The sequence below is a fragment of the Halorubrum sp. B52 genome (genome assembly GCF_059752555.1).
On sequence record NZ_MWTG01000008.1, the window covers coordinates 162,467 to 181,861 of the forward strand.

23 protein-coding genes and 2 tRNA genes are annotated in these 19,395 nt (G+C 71.4%); 8 read left to right on the plus strand and 17 right to left on the minus strand.

Features of this window, described 5'->3' with window-relative positions; genetic code table 11:
* Positions 1–113 precede the first annotated feature (113 nt).
* Together B4V04_RS06545 and B4V04_RS06550 are read left to right on the plus strand one after the other, a co-directional pair.
* A complete protein-coding gene (locus B4V04_RS06545; protein WP_254922009.1) occupies positions 114–242 on the plus strand; it encodes a DUF7859 family protein in 129 nt (42 codons plus the stop codon).
* Positions 242–1,420, plus strand: a complete 1,179-nt coding sequence (locus B4V04_RS06550; RefSeq protein ID WP_498230222.1) for an inorganic phosphate transporter — start codon at positions 242–244, stop codon at positions 1,418–1,420. Before B4V04_RS06545 ends, B4V04_RS06550 begins: the two co-directional genes overlap by 1 nt.
* Positions 1,421–1,873: 453 nt before the next feature.
* Here the strand turns inward: B4V04_RS06550 and ygfZ are convergent, their stop codons facing one another.
* From ygfZ to B4V04_RS06565, 3 genes are read right to left on the minus strand one after another with little or no spacing between them, the layout of a single operon-like run.
* Positions 1,874–3,028 carry a CAF17-like 4Fe-4S cluster assembly/insertion protein YgfZ gene (gene ygfZ, locus B4V04_RS06555; protein WP_498230224.1) on the minus strand — a complete coding sequence of 385 codons (1,155 nt, stop codon included), beginning with the start codon at positions 3,026–3,028 and terminating at the stop codon, positions 1,874–1,876.
* Between the two features lie 51 nt (positions 3,029–3,079).
* Positions 3,080–3,379, minus strand: coding sequence for a DUF6432 family protein (locus B4V04_RS06560; protein WP_498230226.1), 300 nt, complete (start codon positions 3,377–3,379; stop codon positions 3,080–3,082).
* Positions 3,380–3,422: 43 nt separating this feature from the next.
* Positions 3,423–3,944 (minus strand): archaemetzincin family Zn-dependent metalloprotease, encoded by a 522-nt coding sequence (locus B4V04_RS06565; protein ID WP_498230228.1) that lies wholly within the window; start codon positions 3,942–3,944, stop codon positions 3,423–3,425.
* Positions 3,945–3,983: 39 nt separating this feature from the next.
* Between B4V04_RS06565 and B4V04_RS06570 the strand changes: the two genes are divergently transcribed.
* Both B4V04_RS06570 and B4V04_RS06575 read left to right on the plus strand, forming a co-directional pair.
* Positions 3,984–4,487 carry a UPF0146 family protein gene (locus tag B4V04_RS06570; RefSeq protein ID WP_498230229.1) on the plus strand — a complete coding sequence of 168 codons (504 nt, stop codon included), beginning with the start codon at positions 3,984–3,986 and terminating at the stop codon, positions 4,485–4,487.
* Between the two features lie 64 nt (positions 4,488–4,551).
* Complete coding sequence (locus B4V04_RS06575) at positions 4,552–5,415, plus strand: TIGR01548 family HAD-type hydrolase (RefSeq protein WP_498230231.1); 864 nt, start codon at positions 4,552–4,554, stop codon at positions 5,413–5,415.
* A gap of 47 nt (positions 5,416–5,462) precedes the next feature.
* Here B4V04_RS06575 and B4V04_RS06580 read toward each other — a convergent pair.
* The 3 genes from B4V04_RS06580 to B4V04_RS06590 all read right to left on the minus strand — a co-directional run bounded on the left by B4V04_RS06580 (position 5,463) and on the right by B4V04_RS06590 (position 6,231).
* Positions 5,463–5,538 (minus strand) — tRNA-Ile (locus B4V04_RS06580).
* Positions 5,539–5,570: 32 nt separating this feature from the next.
* Entirely contained in the window at positions 5,571–6,047 is a 477-nt protein-coding gene (locus tag B4V04_RS06585) for a group I intron-associated PD-(D/E)XK endonuclease (protein ID WP_498230233.1), read from the minus strand.
* A gap of 76 nt (positions 6,048–6,123) precedes the next feature.
* Positions 6,124–6,231: transfer RNA gene (locus B4V04_RS06590), tRNA-Asn, on the minus strand.
* Positions 6,232–6,396: 165 nt separating this feature from the next.
* On the opposite strand from B4V04_RS06590, the gene cca reads away from it, so the two are divergent.
* The gene (gene cca, locus B4V04_RS06595) at positions 6,397–7,815 is read left to right on the plus strand and encodes a CCA tRNA nucleotidyltransferase (RefSeq protein ID WP_498230234.1); all 1,419 of its coding nucleotides are present in this window, start codon (positions 6,397–6,399) and stop codon (positions 7,813–7,815) included.
* 45 nt (positions 7,816–7,860) lie between these two features.
* Here cca and B4V04_RS06600 read toward each other — a convergent pair whose 3' ends face one another.
* The 4 genes from B4V04_RS06600 to B4V04_RS06615 all read right to left on the minus strand — a co-directional run bounded on the left by B4V04_RS06600 (position 7,861) and on the right by B4V04_RS06615 (position 10,225).
* Positions 7,861–8,235, minus strand: coding sequence for a hypothetical protein (locus tag B4V04_RS06600; RefSeq protein ID WP_498230235.1), 375 nt, complete (start codon positions 8,233–8,235; stop codon positions 7,861–7,863).
* A gap of 76 nt (positions 8,236–8,311) precedes the next feature.
* Positions 8,312–8,668, minus strand: a complete 357-nt coding sequence (locus B4V04_RS06605) for a fluoride efflux transporter FluC (protein WP_498230237.1) — start codon at positions 8,666–8,668, stop codon at positions 8,312–8,314.
* A complete protein-coding gene (locus B4V04_RS06610) occupies positions 8,665–9,012 on the minus strand; it encodes a fluoride efflux transporter FluC (protein ID WP_498230239.1) in 348 nt (115 codons plus the stop codon). The genes B4V04_RS06605 and B4V04_RS06610 overlap by 4 nt, the downstream gene beginning before the upstream one ends.
* A gap of 19 nt (positions 9,013–9,031) precedes the next feature.
* On the minus strand, positions 9,032–10,225 hold the full coding sequence (locus B4V04_RS06615) for an ATP-binding protein (RefSeq protein ID WP_498230241.1): 1,194 nt from the start codon (positions 10,223–10,225) through the stop codon (positions 9,032–9,034).
* A gap of 118 nt (positions 10,226–10,343) precedes the next feature.
* On the opposite strand from B4V04_RS06615, the gene B4V04_RS06620 reads away from it, so the two are divergent.
* Positions 10,344–10,820 (plus strand): DUF7382 domain-containing protein, encoded by a 477-nt coding sequence (locus tag B4V04_RS06620; RefSeq protein WP_498230243.1) that lies wholly within the window; start codon positions 10,344–10,346, stop codon positions 10,818–10,820.
* A 33-nt stretch (positions 10,821–10,853) separates the two neighbouring features.
* Here the strand turns inward: B4V04_RS06620 and B4V04_RS06625 are convergent, their stop codons facing one another.
* From B4V04_RS06625 to B4V04_RS06645, 5 genes are all read right to left on the minus strand, one after another.
* Entirely contained in the window at positions 10,854–11,627 is a 774-nt protein-coding gene (locus B4V04_RS06625; RefSeq protein ID WP_498230245.1) for a protein-L-isoaspartate O-methyltransferase family protein, read from the minus strand.
* A gap of 80 nt (positions 11,628–11,707) precedes the next feature.
* Positions 11,708–12,400, minus strand: a complete 693-nt coding sequence (locus B4V04_RS06630) for a protein-L-isoaspartate(D-aspartate) O-methyltransferase (protein WP_498230247.1) — start codon at positions 12,398–12,400, stop codon at positions 11,708–11,710.
* A gap of 76 nt (positions 12,401–12,476) precedes the next feature.
* The gene (locus B4V04_RS06635; RefSeq protein WP_498230249.1) at positions 12,477–12,938 is read right to left on the minus strand and encodes an Hsp20/alpha crystallin family protein; all 462 of its coding nucleotides are present in this window, start codon (positions 12,936–12,938) and stop codon (positions 12,477–12,479) included.
* A gap of 107 nt (positions 12,939–13,045) precedes the next feature.
* The gene (locus B4V04_RS06640; RefSeq protein ID WP_498230251.1) at positions 13,046–13,519 is read right to left on the minus strand and encodes an Hsp20/alpha crystallin family protein; all 474 of its coding nucleotides are present in this window, start codon (positions 13,517–13,519) and stop codon (positions 13,046–13,048) included.
* Between the two features lie 83 nt (positions 13,520–13,602).
* Positions 13,603–15,111 carry a stage II sporulation protein M gene (locus B4V04_RS06645; protein ID WP_498230253.1) on the minus strand — a complete coding sequence of 503 codons (1,509 nt, stop codon included), beginning with the start codon at positions 15,109–15,111 and terminating at the stop codon, positions 13,603–13,605.
* Between the two features lie 107 nt (positions 15,112–15,218).
* On the opposite strand from B4V04_RS06645, the gene B4V04_RS06650 reads away from it, so the two are divergent.
* Positions 15,219–15,641: a gamma-glutamylcyclotransferase family protein gene (locus tag B4V04_RS06650; RefSeq protein WP_498230254.1), complete on the plus strand. Its 423-nt coding sequence runs from the start codon at positions 15,219–15,221 to the stop codon at positions 15,639–15,641.
* Between the two features lie 250 nt (positions 15,642–15,891).
* Entirely contained in the window at positions 15,892–17,103 is a 1,212-nt protein-coding gene (gene ilvA / locus B4V04_RS06655) for a threonine ammonia-lyase (protein WP_498230256.1), read from the plus strand.
* Between the two features lie 255 nt (positions 17,104–17,358).
* Here ilvA and B4V04_RS06660 read toward each other — a convergent pair whose 3' ends face one another.
* Together B4V04_RS06660 and B4V04_RS06665 are read right to left on the minus strand one after the other, a co-directional pair.
* Positions 17,359–18,342 (minus strand): replication factor C small subunit, encoded by a 984-nt coding sequence (locus tag B4V04_RS06660; RefSeq protein ID WP_498230258.1) that lies wholly within the window; start codon positions 18,340–18,342, stop codon positions 17,359–17,361.
* Positions 18,343–18,421: 79 nt separating this feature from the next.
* Positions 18,422–19,363 carry a DUF5995 family protein gene (locus B4V04_RS06665; protein WP_498230260.1) on the minus strand — a complete coding sequence of 314 codons (942 nt, stop codon included), beginning with the start codon at positions 19,361–19,363 and terminating at the stop codon, positions 18,422–18,424.
* Positions 19,364–19,395: the final 32 nt, after the last annotated feature.

Sequence of the window (19,395 nt, forward strand, 5' to 3'; positions counted from 1 at the left end):
CGGAGATAGCTTATACCTAGCTTAGGGACAAAAGTGCGCTTTAGTCACCGGCGATCGCCGGCGACGGAGGCGGCTGCCGAAACGCATAACACCGTTCCGACGGATTCAACGGTATGCTCTCGGTCGAACCGCTGTTCGTCATCATTCTCGTCGGCCTTCTCGGGCTCTTCTTCTTCGGGTTTCTGCTCGTCCGGCGCACCCTGACCGGACTCCGCGAGGGATACGAGGACGGCCAGCGGTAATGGTCGTCGCCACCGTCCTCACCCTCGGCGTCGCCGGCGCGGCGAGCCTCTTCATGGCGTGGTCGATCGGCGCCGGCTCGTCGGGGTCGACCCCGTTCGCGCCGGCGGTCGGCGCAAACGCGATCTCCGTGATGCGCGCCGGCCTGGTCGTCGGCGTCCTCGGGCTGCTCGGCGCGGTGCTGCAGGGTGCGAACGTGACCGAGGCGGTCGGCACCGAGCTGATCGGCGGCGTCACGCTCACCGCCGGCGCGGCCATCGTCGCGCTGGTCACCGCCGCCGGGCTCGTCGCCGTCGGCGTCTTCGCGGGGTACCCGATCGCGACCGCGTTCACCGTCACCGGCGCGGTGGTCGGCGTCGGCCTCGCGATGGGCGGCGACCCCGCGTGGCCGAAGTACAGGGAGATCCTCTCGCTGTGGGTGTTGACCCCGTTCGTCGGCGGCGGCATCGCGTACGTCGTGGCGCGCTCGCTGATCGGCGAGCGCCTCCCCGAGCGACCGCTCACCGCGGGGCTCGCGGGACTCGTCGGTGCGATCGTCGCGAACGTCGGGTTCGCGCTGCTCGGCCCGCCGGGCGAGCAGGCGTCGCTCTCGGAGGCGGTCGGCCCCGGGCTCGGCGTCGGCGCGATCGGCACCCCGCTCGTCACGGTCGCGGTCGCGGCGGTCGTCACCGCCGCGGTGTACCTCGACCTCGGCCGCGACCGCGAGGGCGCCCAGCGGCGGTTCCTGCTCGCGATGGGCGGGCTCGTCGCCTTCTCCGCCGGCGGGTCGCAGGTCGGGCTGGCGATCGGGCCGCTCGTGCCCCTGTTCGTCGGCGACGCCGGCATCCCGCTGTGGGCGCTGCTCGTCGGGGGCGGCGTCGGCCTGCTGGCCGGCTCGTGGACCGGGGCGCCGCGGATGATCAAGGCGATCGCGCAGGACTACGCCTCGATGGGTCCGCGGCGGTCGATCTCGGCGCTCATCCCGTCGTTCGCGATCGCGCAGACCGCGGTCGCGTTCGGGATCCCCGTCTCGTTCAACGAGATCATCGTTTCCGCGATCGTCGGCGCCGGCTACGCGGCCGGCGACGCGGGCGTCAGCCGGGCGAAGATGGGGTACACGGTGCTCGCGTGGATCGGATCGCTCGTCGGGTCGCTCGCGCTCGGCTACGGGATCTACTCGGCGGTGCGGTTCGTGCTCTGACGAGCGACCGGATCGTCTGACTGAGTGATTCGCTATACACCGATGGTATCGGCGGAACGTCGGCGAACACCGCCGAACATCCAGCTGATCGTTTATAAATAGTCGATTGGGGATCCATATCGAACACCTCCAAAGCCCCAGCCGCTCGGCTATATGCGGTCGAATCCGGATCCTCAGAGAACACCTCCAAAGCCCCAGTCGCGAGGACGGCGCACGCTCGCTGCACGCCTCACTCGGTCGCTCACTTCGTTCGCGCCCTCGTTGCGGTGCTTGCGTCGCCTGCGCCGTCCTCGCGACTGCCCCTTTGAGTCCCGCCCAACCGCTCCGCACCGCAGCCTCACGCCTCCCCAGCCTCGCGGTTCGCGCTCTCCGAGCGCTCACCGGCTCCCTCGCGCGTGCACCTCGCGCCTTACAGGCGCTCGGCGGCACGCGCCGACCGCAACCCCGGTGTGGCTACTCGTCGCTCGGGTACGTCGGAATCCGTCCGGACCGAGCGCTCCCGTCGACGAACGGGAGATCGGCGCGGGCCGCCGCGACCTCGTCGCCGTCGACGCGCACGGTCACCGGATCGAGGTCGGCGTCGTACCGGACCAGCGCCAGCGCGATCGGCTCGCCCGAGGCGGGACCGACCGCCGCGCGAGTCACCTCGCCGACCGCCTCGTCGCCGGCGAAGACGGCCGCGCCCGGAGTCGGCAGGACCTCGTCGTACCCCTCCGGGTCGGCGTCGCCGTCGATCTCGGCGGTCGCGTCGGCGACCCCGTCGAGCCTGAGTCCGACGAGCCGGCGGCTCGGGCGTCCCTGGTTCTCGACGCGGGAGACGACCTCCTGCCCGACGTAACACCCCTTCTCGAAGTCCAGGGCGTTCCGGAGCCCGAGGACGTTCGGCACCGTCCCCTCCAGCTCGTACTCGAAGAGCGGCGTGCCGGCCTCGGCGGAGAGGGCGTCCCACGTCCGGTAGCCGAACGGGGCCGCGTTGAGCCCGCGGTTGATCAGCGTGTCGAACACCTCCTCGGCGTGGTCGGCCGCGCAGACGACCTCGTACCCCTCCTCTCCGAGGGGCGCGTCGGTCGCGATCACGGTGACGCCGGCGTCGACCATCGAGCCGCGGACGAACGAGAGCGGTTTCTCCGGGGCGCCCGGCCCGCCGAGCACCGAGGCGATCTTCTCGGTCGACTTCGGGCCGTGGACGCCGAACACGCCGAACTCGTCGGAGGCGTCCTCGACCGTCACGTCCTGGATGAACACCTTGCTCGACCAGTCCTCGGCGACGTCTTCGGTGCGCTCGGGCGGGAGGAAGACGAGGAGCCGCTCGTCGGCGTTGTACACGTACATGTCCGTCTCGATGCCGCCCTGCGGGTCGAGCAGGAGCGCGTACACTCCCTGTCCGTCCTCGGCCGGAACGCGGTTGGTGACGGCGTTGTCGACGAACTCGACGCGGTCCTCGCCGGTGATCGCGAGCACGCCGTACCCCATCTCGATGACGCCGACGACGTTGCGGACCGCCTTTCCGACGCGCTCTGGCTTCCCGTAGTGATCGACCACCCGGCGGCCGCCGCGGTCGCGGTACGTCGCGCCGTGGGCGCCGTGCGTGCCGGAGACGAGAGTCATACCTCGAACGAGGCCGGGGAGCGGCAAAAGGTCGCTGGCTCGCGGACGAGACTACAGCCCGAGCCGGTCGCGGATCGTGTCGACGAGCCCGTCGCGGGGCTCCTCGCTCGGCGCGTCGGGGTCGGGAACCACGCGGTCGTGAGCGTAGACGCGGACGCTCTCCTCGCTCTCGACGGTGATGAGCGAGTCCTCCTTCAGCGCGGAGAGCGCCTCCTCGACGGCGTCGATGTCGGCGTCGACGGCCGCGCGGAGCTCCAGCACCGTCATCCCCTCGTCGCCGCGGTCGACGAGCGCGTCCAGCAGCGCGACCTCGACGTCGGGGCGGTCGCGGTATTCCGGCTTTGCGGCCATGGGCGTTAGTTGAACAGGACGGGGTTTACTTCTACCGGCGGGGTCACCGGATCAGCCGAGAACAGGAGCCGCAGAGGTTCTCCTCTTTCACGTCGACCTCGCGGACGGTCGGGGAGAAAGACATGACGCACTTGCTGTTGTCGCAGTGTTCCAGCCCGAGCGTGTGGCCGATCTCGTGGACCACTTCCTTCCGGACGCGGTCCGAGAACACGTCGACCGCGGGCTTCGTGGAGACGCCGCCGTCGGAGGAGGTCCGGAGCCGGTGGGTGGAGATCACGGAGCCGTTGCCGTTGAGGTACGCGAGCCCGAACACGTAGTTCCGGCGGCGGTAGTAGAGGTCCTGCGGGGTGATCCCGATGTTCTTCTCGCCGCCCCCGACCCGGCTGACGGTCTCGATCAGGTCCTCGGCGCGGTACTGGTCGCGACCCTCGTCGTAGGCGGTCTCGGGGATCGGCTGATCGTCGTGGACCGTGACGTCACAGTCGTATACCGATCGGAGCGCGCCGGAGGCCTCCCGTTTCACGCGGGGGGTGACCTCCCCGACGGGGACGATGTCCACGAGCATGGAACCGCTTATGACCGCCCCAATCATAAAGCCCGCGCCGTGGTCTCACCGCCCCGTCGGGCGCTCGTCGAGGAGCTCGCCCGCCACGACCGGCTGCTGGAGGTCGGCGTCGGCGACCGCCCCGGCGTCGCGCGATCGCTCGCCGAGCGCGGCCGCGACGTCGTCGCCGTCGACGTCGCCGTCGGCGAGCGCACGCTGGCGGCCGCCGGCGAGACCGAGGAGTCGACGGCCGCGGGGTCGCTCCGCGCCGTCGAGGCCGACGTGCTGGGTCTCGCGGAGGCCGCGGGCGGCGGGGTCGATCCCGATCTCCGCGAGACGGTCGGCGACCTCGACGCGGTGTACGCCTGCAACCTCCCCGCGGAGCTCCAGCGCCCGACGGTCGCGCTCGCCGAGCGCCTCGACGCCGCGTGCCTGTTCACCACCCTCGGCTTCGAGGAGCCGACGGTGCCGGTCCGTCGCCGGTCGCTCGCCGGAACCACCGTCTACGTCGCTCGCGGCGGCTCGGCGGGACCCGAATCCCCGGACGTCGATCGCGGACGGTGACGCGCTTCCGGCCGAATCGGCCGCGAACCCGAACGTTCTTTCCCTCACCTGCCGGCGTACGGGTATGCAGGTCGACGCAGTCGTTCTCGACATCGACGGCGTCCTCGTCGACGTTGGCGACTCGTACCGGCGGGCGATAATCGAGTCCGTCGACAGGGTGTGCGGCAAGACGATCGACCGCGACACGGTCCAGGCGTTCAAGGACGCCGGCGGCTTCAACAACGACTGGGAGCTGACGGACGCGGCCGCGCTGTACGTGCTGGCGCGCCGAGAGGGGCTCGGGATGGACCCCGACGCGTTCACCGACCGGGTCGCCGAGGCCGGGGGCGGCCTCGCCGCGGCGAAGGCGGTCGTCGGCGACCTCCCCCGGGTCGCGCAGGCGCGGGTCCGCGACCAGTGGGACACCGAACTCCTCCGCGAGACGTTCCAAGCGCTGTACCTCGGCGAGGAGCTGTACCGCGAGCTCGAGGGCGGCGAGCCGCCGCTGTCGGCGCCGGGGTACATCCACGACGAGCCGACGCTCGTCGACCCGGAGACGATCGCGGACCTCACCGAGCGGTTCGACGTGGGCGTGTTGACGGGGCGGCCCGCGGCCGAGGCGGAGATCGCCTTGGAGCGCGTCGGTCTCGACGTCCCCGAGGACCGGCGGTTCACGATGGACGACTGGGAGGAAGGAAAACCCCATCCGCGGGCGCTCGTCGAGCTCGCGGAGCGGTTCGGCGCCGAGCGCGTCGCCTTCGCCGGCGACACCCTCGACGACGTGCGGACCGCGCGCAACGCCGACGACGAGGACGCGGGCCGCGTCTACTACGGAATCGGCGTGCTGACCGGAGGACTGACCGGCGAGGAGGGGCGCCGGAAGCTCGCCGAGAACGGAGCGGACGCGGTCGTCGACGACGTGAACCAGCTGGTCGAGCTGTTGGAATAGCCGAGACGAGGTCCCCGGCGGTAGCGAGAAGGGTTGTCGCTGAAATATGGGCCCTGCAGGATTTGAACCAGCGATCATTCCGTTATGAGCGGAACGCTTTGAGCCAGACTAAGCTAAGGGCCCACTTCTATCGATTCGTCTCTCTCGGTTCCTCTTTATGTTATCGGGTTGGAGTAGAGTGAGGATAGTACTTTATCAAAAAGGTAGTCTTCGTGCCAGTTTATGTTCGTGATATTGTTATTTTTTGACTGTTCATACCGGATAGTCATTTGCGTATCACCAGCCTCCTCGATAGGTATCAGATACGTTTCATCGCACACAGGAGCATAGACTGCAAAGAAGTCGACAGATCCTTCGTATCCCTCCCGTTCGTATCCCGAACTCTTCGTTCGAGTACTCCGTGTCCGGAACCGTACTGCCCCGTTAGTTGTCGCTTCAAAAGCGGTTTTTATCTGAATACGGTGAAAATCACCCTCCACCTCAATCGCAATATCATACGGCTCATTATCGTAGGCGGGAACTAAGACAGAGACTCCGTAACTCACAAGTTCGGATTTCACGATTGCTTCGGCAGCTTGGCCGCGTTTCTGCGGCTCTTCAAGTGAAGCAAATTGTTCGCTCCGGTTTGGCATATTCGATAGAGAGTGAGAGATACAAAATATGCCTGCCATCTGGTGAAAGTATAGCTGGGAATTGAACGGAAGGAGGCGCCGAAGCCAGGACTCGAACCTGGGACCGCCTCGTGACTGTGACGTTCGGGGGAAGTCCGCCGAGCGTCGTAACAGCGAGGCGCTCTACCAACTGAGCTACTTCGGCTCATCTTTCGGTACTCGCGTTGTTTTGATATGGCTTTCGTTTCCGCCCGACTCGGGGGAGACGGGTTGACAAGGCGACGGGGAACGCGGCCGCCATCGATCCGCGGACCGACTCGTCGCCCCCGCCGACCGACACGTTTTCGGCCGGACCGCGAGAGAAACGGGTATGGACGATCCCGAGTCGGACGATCCCGGGTCCGACGACCTCGAAGCGGTCCTCGCGCGCGTCCGCGACCGGGTGATCCCGGAATCCGAGGAACGCGAGCACCTGCGGGCGGTCGCGGCCGAGCTCGTCGAGCGCGCCCGCGAGGCGATCGCAGATCTCCCCGTCGAGGCCGACGTGGTGCAGGTGGGGTCGACGGCCCGCGGGACGTGGGTCTCCGGCGACCGCGACGTCGACCTGTTCGTTCGGTTCGAACCGGATCTCGACCGCGCCGAACTGGAGGAGTACGGGCTCGCCGTCGGCCACGCCGTCCTCCCCGACGGCCACGAGGAGTACGCCGAACACCCGTACGTGAAGGGGACCTACGAGGGGTTCGACGTCGACCTCGTCCCGTGTCACGACGTGGAGGCCGCGGCGGAGCTCGTCTCCGCGGTCGACCGGACTCCGTTCCACGACGCGTACCTCTCCGCGCGGCTCGACGACGAGCTCGCCGGCGACGTCGTGCTCGCGAAGGCGTTTCTGAAGGGGATCGGCGCGTACGGGAGCGACCTCCGCACGGAGGGGTTCTCCGGCTACCTGACGGAGCTGCTCGTGCTGGAGCTCGGCGGGTTCGTCCCGCTCGTCGAGTCCGCGCGGAGCTGGCACCCGCCGGTGGAGTTCGACCCGGAGGGCCACGCCGAGGCGACGTTCGACGACCCGCTCGTCGTCGTCGACCCCACGGACCCGACCCGGAACGTCGCGGCGGTCCTCTCCGCCGCGAACGCGGCGCGGTTCCAGCACTACGCCCGCGAGCTGCTCGCGGCGCCGCGCGAGTCGCTGTTCGAGCCGGAAGACCCCGATCCGCTCGACGTCGCCGGGGTTCGCGACCACCTCGACCGGCGGGAGACGACCCCGATCGCCGTCGTGTTCGACGCCCCCGACCTGGTCGACGACCAGCTGTGGCCCCAGCTCCGGCGCTCCCTCGACGGGGTCGTCCGCGGGCTGAACGCGCGCGGATTCGACGTGCTTCGCGCGCAGGCGATGGTCGACGACGAGCGGGCCGAACGCGGCCCGACCGGGCCGGTCCGCGCCGCGCTGTACGCCGAGCTGGAGGTCGCCGAGCGGCCGGCGGTCGAGCGCCACGAGGGGCCGCCGGTCGCGGTGCGGAAACACGCCGCGAGCTTCTACGAGTCGTACGCCGACGACGTCGACCCGGAGACGTACGGCCCGTTCATCGACGGCGAGCGGTACGTCGTCGAGCGGGAGCGGGAGTTCACGACGGCGCGGGCGTACCTCGAGAGCGACGCCGCCGGCGACGTCGCGCTCGGGGCGCAGGTGGACCGGGCGTTCGCCGAGCGCGACGTGCTGGTCGGCGACGCCGTCGCGACGCTGGCGCCGACGTTCGGGAGGGCGCTCCGCGAGTTCTACGAGCCGCACCCGTGATCGCTACCCGGCGCCTCCGTCGCCGCCGTCGCCGGTCCCGCGACCTCACCCAGAGACGCGGTCGGAGACCAGGTAGACGAGGGCGACGATCGCGACGAGGACCGCCCCGATCGCGGACATGAACGCCGCGACGCGCGGGAACACGAGCCAGAAGGCGACGTAGAAGGAGAAGCCGAACGCGAGGAGCCCGGCGATCACGACGCCGCGGGTGGGGTTCTGCACGGCGGCGACGAACACCCGCTGCGGCAGCGAGAGGTCGCCGAACGCCGGCGCGTCGTCGCCGAACGCCCCGGTCGCGTCCTCCGAGGTCGCGGTCTCCGCGGTCGCGGCGCCCCGGTCCGGGTCGGCGGGGCCCGGGTCGCCGGCCGCGCGCTCGGTGCCGGCGCGCTCGTTCGGGCGGCTCTCGGCGTCGTCAGTCACGCGAGGCGATACGTCCCGAAGGGGCCTGTACCTGTCGCTCTCGGGCGTCGCGTCCGGGGGACCGACGAAAGGCACACTACGCGATCAGGCCGACGAGCGCCGAGCCGGCGAGAAACGCGGCCGACGCGGCGAGCAGGTTCGCGGCGGCGAAGCCGACGGCGACGTCCGCTTCCCCGACGCGCGCGGTCGACACCGTCTCGACGGCGAACGACGAGAACGTCGTGAACGCGCCGCAAGCGCCGACCGCGAGGAGGAGGGTCGCCGGCGAGCCGATCGGCGCGGCGAGGGCGGCGCCGAGCGCGAGGCTGCCGAGGGCGTTGACGACCACCACGGAGCGGCGCCCTTCGATCCGGAGCCCCACGGCGTGTCTGGCGACCGCGCCGAGCGACCCGCCGACGCCGACGAGCGCGGTCGCGAGGAGGGGGTCGGTCACAGCCGTCCCCCGGCCAGGAGCCCGGCGAGCGCGGCCGCGAACCCGACGGCGTAGCTCGCGGCGACGTACCCGGTCCCGGCGAGCGCCCCGAGCGCGACGGCGTCGCCGACGAACGTGCTGTAGGTCGTGAACGACGAGAGCGCCCCGGTGCCGACGAACAGCTGCGCGCGCGTCGTCGTCGCCCGAGAGACCAAGAGGCCGAGCGCGAACGACCCGACGACGTTGACGAGGAGTGTGCCGGCGCCGGTGGGGGTTCCGACCGCGACGGCGACGCCGTGTCTGGCGACCGCGCCGAGGAAGCCGCCGGCGGCCACGAGCAGGAACCCGAGCGGCGCCCGTTCCATGCGAACGCGTCGCCGGGAGTCACCTTGGACCTTCGGACTCGGTCGCGTCCGGACGAGAAGCGCCGGGTTCGCCGGCGGACTCGTCGGCACGGGCGGCGTCGGCAGTACACACGTCGCTCGCCCGCGGGCTCGCGCCCCCGTGCGGCGTCCGCCGCTCGCGGACCCGGACCGTGTGGGCGGTCTCGGTCTCGTCGTCGACGACGAGCGCCTCGCCGGTGTCGGTCGGGAGCCGCGTGGCGAGGTCCCCGGCGAGGTACGTCGCGTCGGCCTCCGCGAGCCGGGCCACGTCGCGTTCGGCGGTGAGTCGGTGACAGACCAGCAGGTCCGACTGGGAGACGGCGACGCTCGGGAGGGCACCGGGACGCTGCGTCGCGCAGACGAGCGAGACGCCCGGGGCGCGGCCGCGGGTCAGGAGCGTCCTGAGCGCGGGGTCGGCGACGCCGCCGAAGAAGGCGTGTGCCTCGTCGACGAGCAGCCACGGGAGCCGGTCGCAGTCGCCGTCGATCCGAGCGTCGTACAGTCCGCGCGCGACCGCCCTGACGACGGCGGCCGCGGCGGCCTCGGGGACGCCGGCGAGGTCGAGCACCGTCGGTGCGCCGTCGGCCGCGAGGGAGGCGACCGACGACGCGTCGGCGTCGAACACGCCCCACGACGCCGCGAGCCGGAGGTGGTTCGCGGCCGCGCGGCGGACGTCCGCCGGCGCGTCGGCCTCGGCGACGCGGCCGCGCAGGTCGGCGACCGAGACCGCGTCCGCGCCTCCCGCGACGCCCGCGTCCTCCGTCTCCTCGGCGACGGCCCGCCACACCACCCCGCCCGGACCGCTCGTCGGATCGAGTCCGAGGAGGTCCGGCCACGCGGCCGCCGGGATCGCGGTCGGACGAATCGCGGGGTCGACCGCGCGGCCCCCCGCGTCCCTGAGTCCGCCGAAGACGCCCATCGGGTCGACGACGACCGGAGAGACGCCCGGCGCGTCCGCGAGCCCCTCGGCGAGGACCCCGAGCGTGTACGACTTCCCGGTGCCGCGCTTCCCGAAGACGACCCCGGCGTGCGGCCGGTCCGCGTCGACGCCGACGGGGGCCCCGGCGCTGCCGTCGCGGGCGAGGAACGAGCCGAGGCGGACCGTCGGGAGCGACGCGGTGGTGTCCGACGCGCGATCCGCGTCGCCGTCGGCGGCGGCGTATGCCCTGTCGCCCTCGCGTCCGAGCACATGCATATCGGCGGTGGCCGCGGTATCGCACAAAAAGGGCCGGGGAGGCAGGGCGGGCGAGCACACCGAGCGGACCGCTACCCGGTCCGACCGTTTATCAGTGATGCCGCGGCCAGCGGGGCGTATGTCCGACTCGACACGCGACGGACGCACCGCGAACCGCCGATCGTTCCGCACGGACAGCCGCGCCATCGAGGGGTTACCGGTCAGGCTGGTGATCGCTCTCGTCGTCGGCGTCGCCAGCCTCAGCGTGATGATGGGGATGATCGGGGACATCGAGGGGCTCTCCGCGACCGAGGTGGACGCGCGGCCGCAGCCGGAGGTGACGACGCCGGGCGAGCAGTCCGTCGACGTCTCCGTCATCGACCCCGACGGCGCGCGGGTCGCCGACGCGACGGTGATCGTCCGCAGCGGGTCCGCGCAGATCGACGGGGTGGCGACGGCGAAGACGAACGAAGAGGGCGTCGCGACCGTCGACGTCGCGCCCGAGCTGGGACCGAACCAGCCGGACGGGACGCTCACGGTGGAGGTCAAGCCGCCGGCCGAGGGCGACTACGTCGACGAGCGGGAGAACACGGCGGTGCTCGTCGTCGAGGAGTGACGGGGAGGACGGCGTCCGGTGGCGGTCGCGCCCTCAGAGCCGGTCGTCCCAGTCGATCCATTCCTGCTCCCACCCGTGCGGCGCGAAGTGACCCTGTTGGGCCCGTTCGGCGTCCTCGCGGCGCGTGCGGTTCCGCTCCACGCCGCGCTGCTCGCCGTCGACGAGCATCGGCCGGAGACGGGCCGGCCCGGCGGTCTCGACGGTGCGGAAGCCCGGCGGGGCGTCGTCGTCCGGTTCGTCCGTCCCGTCGGGGGCGGCCTCGATCGCGGCGACGGTCTGGACCGCGTTCCCGCGCGGGTAGACGAGCCGCCCGCCGTCGGCGAGCTGCTCCCTGAGCGCGCGCGGGGGTTCGAGCACCGCCGCCTCGAGGAGGATCCGGTCGTACGGCGCGTACTCCGGCAGGCCGTTCGCGCCGTCTCGCCGGTCGACGAGGACGGCGTCGTAGCCGGCCGCGGAGAGGTTCGACCGCGCGAGCGACACCGCCTCGCGGTCGATGTCGACCGCGTGGACGTGTCTCGCCCCCGCGATCTCGGCGAGCATCGCGACCGAGTAGCCCACGCCGGCGCCGACCACGAGGACGTCGTCGCCCTCGGCGGCGTCCAGCGCGCCGATCAGCCGGACCGCGGTCGCCGGCGCGAGGACGCGCGTCCCGGCCTCGTCGCTCGCGGCGTTCGCGTACGGGGAGTCGTCCACGAACGTCTCGCGGGGGACCCGCTGGAGGGCGGTCAGCACGGCGGCGCCGAGCGGCTCGCCGATCTCGTGTTCGAGCCCCTCGATCATGTCGGCCCGCAGCGACGCCTCGTCCATGGTCGGACTCGGTGCTCGGTCGCCTAAAACCGCTCGTTCGCCGCGGCGGCGGGGCGGTTCTCGACCCGCCGGAAAGGGAATCACCGCATCGGCACGAACCGGACGCCGCCGTGGTCCTCCCGCTCGACGCCGTCCTCGCGGACCGTGAGGCGAACGAGCCGCTGTCCTCCCCGGCCGAAGAAGCCCCCGTCGCCGACCGGCGCGACGATCCGGCCGCCGGTCCGGACCTGCTCGACGATCGGATCGGGGACGCCGCCGCTCGCCGCACACGTCAGGGACGCCGCGTCGAACGGCGCCTCGTCGCGGAACGCCTCGCGGCCGTCACCGGCTCGGACGGTCACGTCGTACCCGAGCCGGTCGAGCCGCTCGCGCGCGTCGGCGGCGAGTTCCGGGACGTACTCGGCGCTGAAGACGTTCCCCGGCCCGACGACCTCGGCGAGGACGGCGGCGTGGTAGCCGCAGCCGGTCCCGACCTCGAGGACGCGGTCGCCCCGGTCTAACTCGAGGAGGTCCGTCATCACCGCGACCATGTGCGGCGCGCTGATCGTCTGGTCGTGGCCGATCGGGAGCGGCCGGTCGGCGTAGGCGCGCGAGCGGTGGCTCTCGGGGACGAACTCGTGCCGCGGGACTGCCTCGATCGCCGACAGCGTCCGCTCGCTCACGTCGAGGCGACCGCGGAGCGCGTCGACGAGTTCCCGGCGAGCGGCCGCGAAGTCCGGGTGCTCCTCGCCTCCCGGACCGTCTCCGTCGCCCGGTCCGTTCGCGTTGTCCATGCGGGGCGGTAGCACGGCAGTAGTGGAGAAAGTGTCGGCGGTCCCGTAAAAAGGCCGATCGGTCTCGGGCGGTTCGTTACTCCACGTCGATCCGGTGGCCGTCGGCGTCGTCGTCGGTCTCCTTGGGGAGCGTCACGGTGAGCACGCCGTGCCGGTACGTCGCGCTCGCCTCGTCCTCGACGACGGACGAGGGGAGGTCGACCGCCCGCGTGATCGACTCGCGGCGTCGCTCGCGTCGGAGGTATCGAGCGGTCTCGCCCGCGGCCGCGTCGTCGTCGGCCTCCCCGTCACGGTCGGCCTCCCCGTCACGGGTCGTCTCCGCGCGCTCTGCGGTGATCGTGAGCCGACCGTCCGTCGCGCGGACGTCGATCTGCTCGCGGTCGTAGCCGGGCAGGTCGGCCACGACGACGAACTCGTCGTCGTACTCCGCGACGTCGACGTCGGCCGTCCGGAGGTCGCGCCCCCACGCCCGATCGACGTCGAACGGGGTGCGGCCGAAGAACTGTTCGATCTCGTCGAAGGGGTTGTATCTGTTCATGACTATCGTCCCTACAGAGGCGTCGCGAGGTATTAAACACGGCCAGAGCGCTGCTATCTCGCAGCACGAGGGCTGGATATCGGGGCGATTACGGAGAGGGATCGGGCTCAGCTCACGTCGATGCTGTGGCCCCCGCCGTCGCCCGACCGCTTCGGCAGCGTGACGGTGAGGACCCCGTTCTCGTAGGAGGCGGTCGCGCCGTCGCGCTCGACGGGCTCGGCGAGCGGGATCCGCCGCGAGACGGACCGCGACCGGCGCTCGCGGCGGTGATACCGAACATCGGAGTCGTGCGCGTCGTCGTCGCCGTCCGCGACCTCCACGTCGCGCTCCTCCTCGCGTGTCGCTGCGATCGACAGCGCGTCCTCCCGCAGTTCGACCTCGATGTCCTCGTCGTCGAAGCCGGGGAGGTCGGCGAGGACCGTGACGGACTCGTCGTCCTCGATCACGTCGACGGCGACGTCGCGAGCGCCGGTGAACTGGGGACCGCCCGGCGTGTCGAGCGTGCCGCCGAGCTCCTCGAACTCTCGCCCCATCCGCTCGAGCAGTTCTTCGATCTCGCCGAAGGGATCGCGTCGCGTCATACGGGTCAGGATTCGTGACGGAGCGACTTGAACGTACGGGCGCGGACGTTCGGAGACGGATCGGCGGGGAGAACCACCGAGCCTCAGAGGAACGGCTGCCAGTAGTACGGGCTCACGAACCCCTCGATGAACGCGGCGACGGCGATCAGCAGTCCGAGACCGACGAGCACCCAGAACGCGGTCTCCAGGGCGTCGGCGAACTCCTCGCGCGAGCGCCGTCCGCGGAGCGTTCGCCACGAGACGATCCCGAGGTGGACCCCGAGCGCGCCGGAGACGAACAGCGCCGGGATCTCCAAGAGACCGTGGGGGACGACGAACGCCGCGAGCGCGGCGAGGTTCTCCTCTAGCGCCGCCGTGGCGCCGAGCGCGAACCCGTTGAACGCGATCGACGAGAGCGCCGGGACCACGAGCGCGACGCCCGAAAGCGACGTCGCGATCGCGACCGACCAGTTGTTCCCGAAGAAGTTGAGGGCCGCGACGGGCGGGACGTGGCCGACGAGTCGCCCCTCGATGGAGGTCGTGACGGCGCCGACGAACGGGTCGACGGCGAGCCAGCCGAGCGCGCCGAACCCGATCCCGACGACGACGACGAGCGCGTGTAGTCCCGGGGTTCGGCGCACGAACGCCGCCATCTCGCGCCAGCCGCGGCGAACGCCGCCGGAGAGCTGCGCGCGGAGGGTCGCCTCGGGCGGGTCGAGCGGGTCGACGGCGCCGCGGTAGTCGCCGTAGAGGACGGTCTTGAGCAGGTCCAGCGCGGGCGCGGCCACGACCGCGCTGACGAGCGCAACGAGCGCCCCGCCCCCGAGGAACGCGAGCGCCGAGGCGGCCGACGAGATCGCGACGAGGACGCCGACGGCGACGACGAGGTACGCGGCGGCGTCGGCCGGGTTCGACCGGACGAACCCGCCCGCCCCCTCAACGGCGCCGATCGTACCCGCGTCGTCGACGACGACGGCGGCCGGGGCGAACGCGAAGACGACCCGGACGAGCAGGAGCGCGACGAGCCCGACGAGCAGGACGACCAGCGCGGCCGCGGCCCCGAGGAACGGGTTGACGGCGAACGCGGCGCCGACAGCGATCCCCCCGAGGAGCAGGATGCCGAGCCAGCAGCAGAGCTCGGCGACGTAGATCCCGAGGAACGTGAGCCAGCGATCGCGGGCGCCGGCGATGCCCGCGGTGAGCCCGCGATCGCTCCGGAGCCGAGCGACGACGGCGGAGAGCTGGCCGGCCGAGACCGCGGCGTACGTCAGGACGGCGAGCGCGACGGTCGCCGCCGTCCCCGCCAGGAGGAGGGCGATCGCCGTCGGCGACGCGAGCGGTTCGAGCGCCGGGGCGAGCGACTCGCTCCACGCCTGTACCGCCTCGGGGTCCTGCGTGTCGGGCGGCGTCAGGTCGAGTCCCGCGAGCGCGTCGCGGGCGGCCGCGAGCCGACCGGTGAGTTCGAAGTGGAGGTAGACGCCGGCGAGCGCGGCGAACATCCCGATCCGGGCGATGACGGGGACCGCCGTTCCGAGGAGGTAGAACGGGATCAGGTCGGCGGGGCGCCGACGGAGGGTGGAGGCCGTGGCGGCGACGGCGGAGGACAGGTCCATGCGGGCCGATTCGGCCGTCCGCCACTTAATGGGTCCGCGTGTCGCGGATCGGCGATTCGCCGCCCGCGCGACCGAAGCTTCAAGCGTGCGAACGACCCACACGACCCATGGACGTCTTCGTGTACGGGACGCTGACCGAGCCCGACCGGGTCGCCGAGGTCCTCGACTCGTTCGTCTTCGTCGGTCCGGCGACCCTGACCGGACTCCGCCTCGTCGAGGGGCGGTATCCGACGCTCGCTCCGGGCGGGGAGACGGCGGGCCGGCTCCTCCGGACGGAAGAGACGGCCGCGCTCGACGAGTACGAGGGCGTCGGAGAGGGACTGTACCTCCGAGCGAGCGTCCCGCTCGACGCGTCCGAGGGGCATCCGGACCGGGCCGCCGTCTACGTGGGGGATCCCGACAGGCTCGACGCGGACGCGACGTGGCCGGACGAGTCTCCGAACGCCGATCGGGAGTTCGCGGCGCGGGTCGAGGCGTACCTCGAACGGGCCGACGTGCGGGTGCGGCTGACCCCCCGAAAATCCGTCTGACGAGCGGATGACGGCGCCGCAGTCGTGCGGTTTCACTTCCGCTCCGCTAGCCCCACCTTTTTGTATGCCGCCCGCTTGAATCCAGTTGCACGTCACACGCGTGCATTCCCCCCTTTCACAGACGGCGAGCCGGTCGCTCGCCCGTTCGATTCCCGCTCGTCCCGGAGCGTGCGGTCCGTCGCCCGGGGAAACGCCGCGGGAGACGCCCCGGACCGGAACCGATTAGCGGTCGGCGCGGCGACGGGGACGCATGCTGTCCCTCTCAGACGTTCACGCGGCTCGCGAGCGCGTCGACGGCGTGGCGCGTCACACCCCCTTAGAACGCTCGCGGACCTTCTCGGAGATGAGCGGCGCGGACGTTCGGCTCAAACTGGAGAACTTCCAGCGCACCGGCGCGTTCAAGATCCGGGGCGCGATGAACCGGATCGCGACCCTCTCCGAGGCGGAGCGCGAGGCCGGCGTCGTCACCGCGAGCGCGGGGAACCACGCGCAGGGCGTCGCCCTCGCGGCGCAGCGCGCCGGCGTCGACGCCACCGTCGTGATGCCGAAGTTCGCGCCCGTCTCGAAGGTGAAGGCCACCCGCGGGTACGGCGCGAGCGTGCGCCTCGAGGGCGTCGACTACGACGAGGCGCAGGCGTACGCCCACGAGCTGGAGCGCGAGGAGGGACGCACCTACGTCCACGCGTTCGACGACCCGGTCGTGATGGCGGGGCAGGGGACGCTCGGCTTGGAGATCGTCGACGACTGCCCCGAACTCGACACGGTCGTCGTCCCGATCGGCGGCGGCGGGCTGATCTCGGGCGTCGCCGTCGCGGTCAAAGAACAGCTCCCCGATGTGCGGGTCGTCGGGGTGCAGGCCGAGGGCGCGGCCTCGGCGGCAAAATCCCTAGAGGCGGGCGAAGTGGTGGAGATCGACAGCGTCGACACGATCGCCGACGGGATCGCCACGCGGGCGGTCGGCGAGGAGACGCTCGAGGTCATGGCGGAGTACGTCGACGAGGTCGTCGCGGTGGACGACCGCGAGATCGCTCTCGCGCTCACGCTCCTCCTCGAACGCTCGAAGACGCTCGTGGAGGGCGCCGGCGCGGTGTCGCTCGCCGCGATCCTCTCGGAGGCGTTCGAGTACGACGACGGCGAGACGGTCGTCGCCGCGCTCTGCGGCGGCAACATCGACCTCAACCGACTCGGCACCGTGATCCGACGCGGGCTGGTGCAGATGGGTCGGTACCTCAAGATCACGGTCGACCTGAAGGACCGCCCCGGCGAGCTGGAGCGCGTCTCCAGCATCGTCGCGCGCACCGGCGCGAACGTGTACGCGGTCCACCACGACCGCACCTCGCGGGACGTCGCCGTCAACGCCGCCGAGCTCGAACTGGAGTTAGAGACCGACGACGCCGAACACGCCGCCGACATCGTCGACGCGCTCGAGGCCGACGGGTACGAGGTCGAAATTCTGTCGTAGCGACGACGGCGACTTTTCAATAAACGAAGGGCGCTGCGGTGGCGCGTGCCGCCGAGCGCCCAGCGGGCGCGAGGAGCACGCGCGAGGCCGCCGGCGGCTGGGGCTTCGGGGAGTTCACAGTCGCTTCTCAATCGCCATCATATCGCCGAGCGACCGGGCCTCGGCGGAGATCTGCGCGCAACCGCCCCCGTCGGTCAGTTATAAATAACAGCGTCCATACGCCGCGATCGACACGAGACCCCGACCGTGCCCGAGCTACTCGTCCAGCGAAAGCGACGCGAGCAGCGACTCGAGCTGCACCTGCTCGTTGGCCCCCTCCGCGATCCGGTAGTCGGCCTCGCCGATGCGCTCCATCAGCGCGACCGCCTCGCGCTCGCTCAGGTCGAATTCCCAGACGGAGCGGTGAAGCTGGTCGATCACGTCGCCGCCGGCCATCCCCGTCTCCGTGAGGAGGGTGTCGAGGGTCGCCCGCGCCCGCGAGAAGTCGCCCTCCAGGGCGTTCGTCACCATCGACTCGATCTCCTCGGGGCGGGCGGTGGCCGTGATCGCGTACACCGCCTCCTCGTCGACGACGTCGCCGGTCGTCGCCGCCGCCTGCAGCGAGTTGATCGCGCGGCGCATGTCGCCGTCGGCCGCGTACACGAGCGCGTCGACCCCTTCATCGGTCACCTCGATCCCCTCCGCCGCGGCGATCTCGCGGGTCTGCGCGGCGACGGCCGCGTCCGAGAGCGGCGAGAAGCGGAAGACGGCGCAGCGCGACTGGATCGGGTCGATGATCTTCGACGAGTAGTTACACGAGAGGATGAAGCGGGTGTTGTCGGAGAACTGCTCCATCGTGCGGCGGAGCGCTGACTGGGCGTCAGACGTGAGGGAGTCTGCCTCATCGAGAAACACGATCCGGAAGTCGCCGCCGAACGACGACCGCGCGAACCCCTTGATCCGGTCGCGCACCACGTCGATGCCGCGCTGGTCGGAGGCGTTGAGTTCGAGGAAGTTGCCGCGCCAGTTGTCCTCGCCGTACACCTGGCGGGCGATGGCGGTGGCCGCGGTGGTCTTCCCGACGCCGGCCGGGCCGCTGAAGAGGAGGTGGGGGATGTCGTCCTGCTCGATGTAGCTCTGGAGCCGCTCGACGATCGCCTCCTGCCCGTGGATGTCGTCGAGCGACTGCGGCCGGTACTTCTCGATCCAGATCTCCCGGCCGGTCGCGGTCGCAGCCGTCTGCTCGTCGGCCTCGCTCATGCCGGATCGGAGGGTCGGCGGGGTGATAAACGAACCGAGAACGGGCCGGCGGTCGGAACGGTTTGCTCCCTCGCGTCCCCTACGTCCGCCGCCGGATCGCTTCGTTGAACGCGGCCGCCGCGTCGACGTCGGTCTCCGCGTTCCGCAGGCGCGCGCTCGCGTCGGTCTCGTCGCCGCCGACCTCGAAGTCGGGAGCGAGCACGACCGCCGCGGCGCCCGTCGCGACGGTCTCCGTCCGCCAGTCGACGTACGGCTCGCCGACCCACGCCGGGAGGTCGGCGCGCAGTACGGCGTTCCGCCAGGCGAACTCCCGGGTCCCTTTCAGCCCGAGCAGGGCCAGCCGGTCGTCGAGGGGGTCGAGCAGCCGGTCGATCCCGTCGATCTCGACCGCGGCGTACGTCTCGACGAGCGCGTCCTGCGCGGTCTGGACGAGCCGAGCGAGGATCGCGTTTATCCGGTCGTGGTCCTCGCGCTTCGCGTCGCGGTCGGGGTCGATCCCGACGTCGCCGAGCGTGTACGTGAGGTCGTAGGTGATGTGCGCGTTGATCCCGAGCAGGGCGTCCTGCGCGACGAGCGTTTCGCCCCGGGCCGCGGCGGCGAAGGCGATCAGCCACGGCTGCGGGAGCGTCCCGAACGCCCGCCGCTCGAACGCGACCAGCGCCCGGCGGTAGCGCTCCGCGAAGGCGACGAGGTACGACGCGGCCCACTCGGGGTCGAGGAACGCGCCGTCGTCGATCGCGTCCCGAACGGTCGCCGTCATCCGGCTGTACACGGTGAGGAACACCGCGCGCCGGTCCCCGCGCTCGCGGAGGTACGACTCGGTCCGCGCCAGCCGCTCGTCGACGTCGGCGACGGACGCGAACGGGGTCGCGACGAGATCGAGGAGCGCCGCGTCCGGCTCGTCGTCGGCCAGCGACGCGGCGGTGGCGGCGGCGGCCTCGACGTCGTCCGTCCGCCGGGCTCCGGCGAGCAGCGCTCTCGCTTCCTCGACTGTCGGGACGGCGGCGCGGATCGGGATCATCGGGAGTCGACGGGGAGCCGTCGGACCGTCCG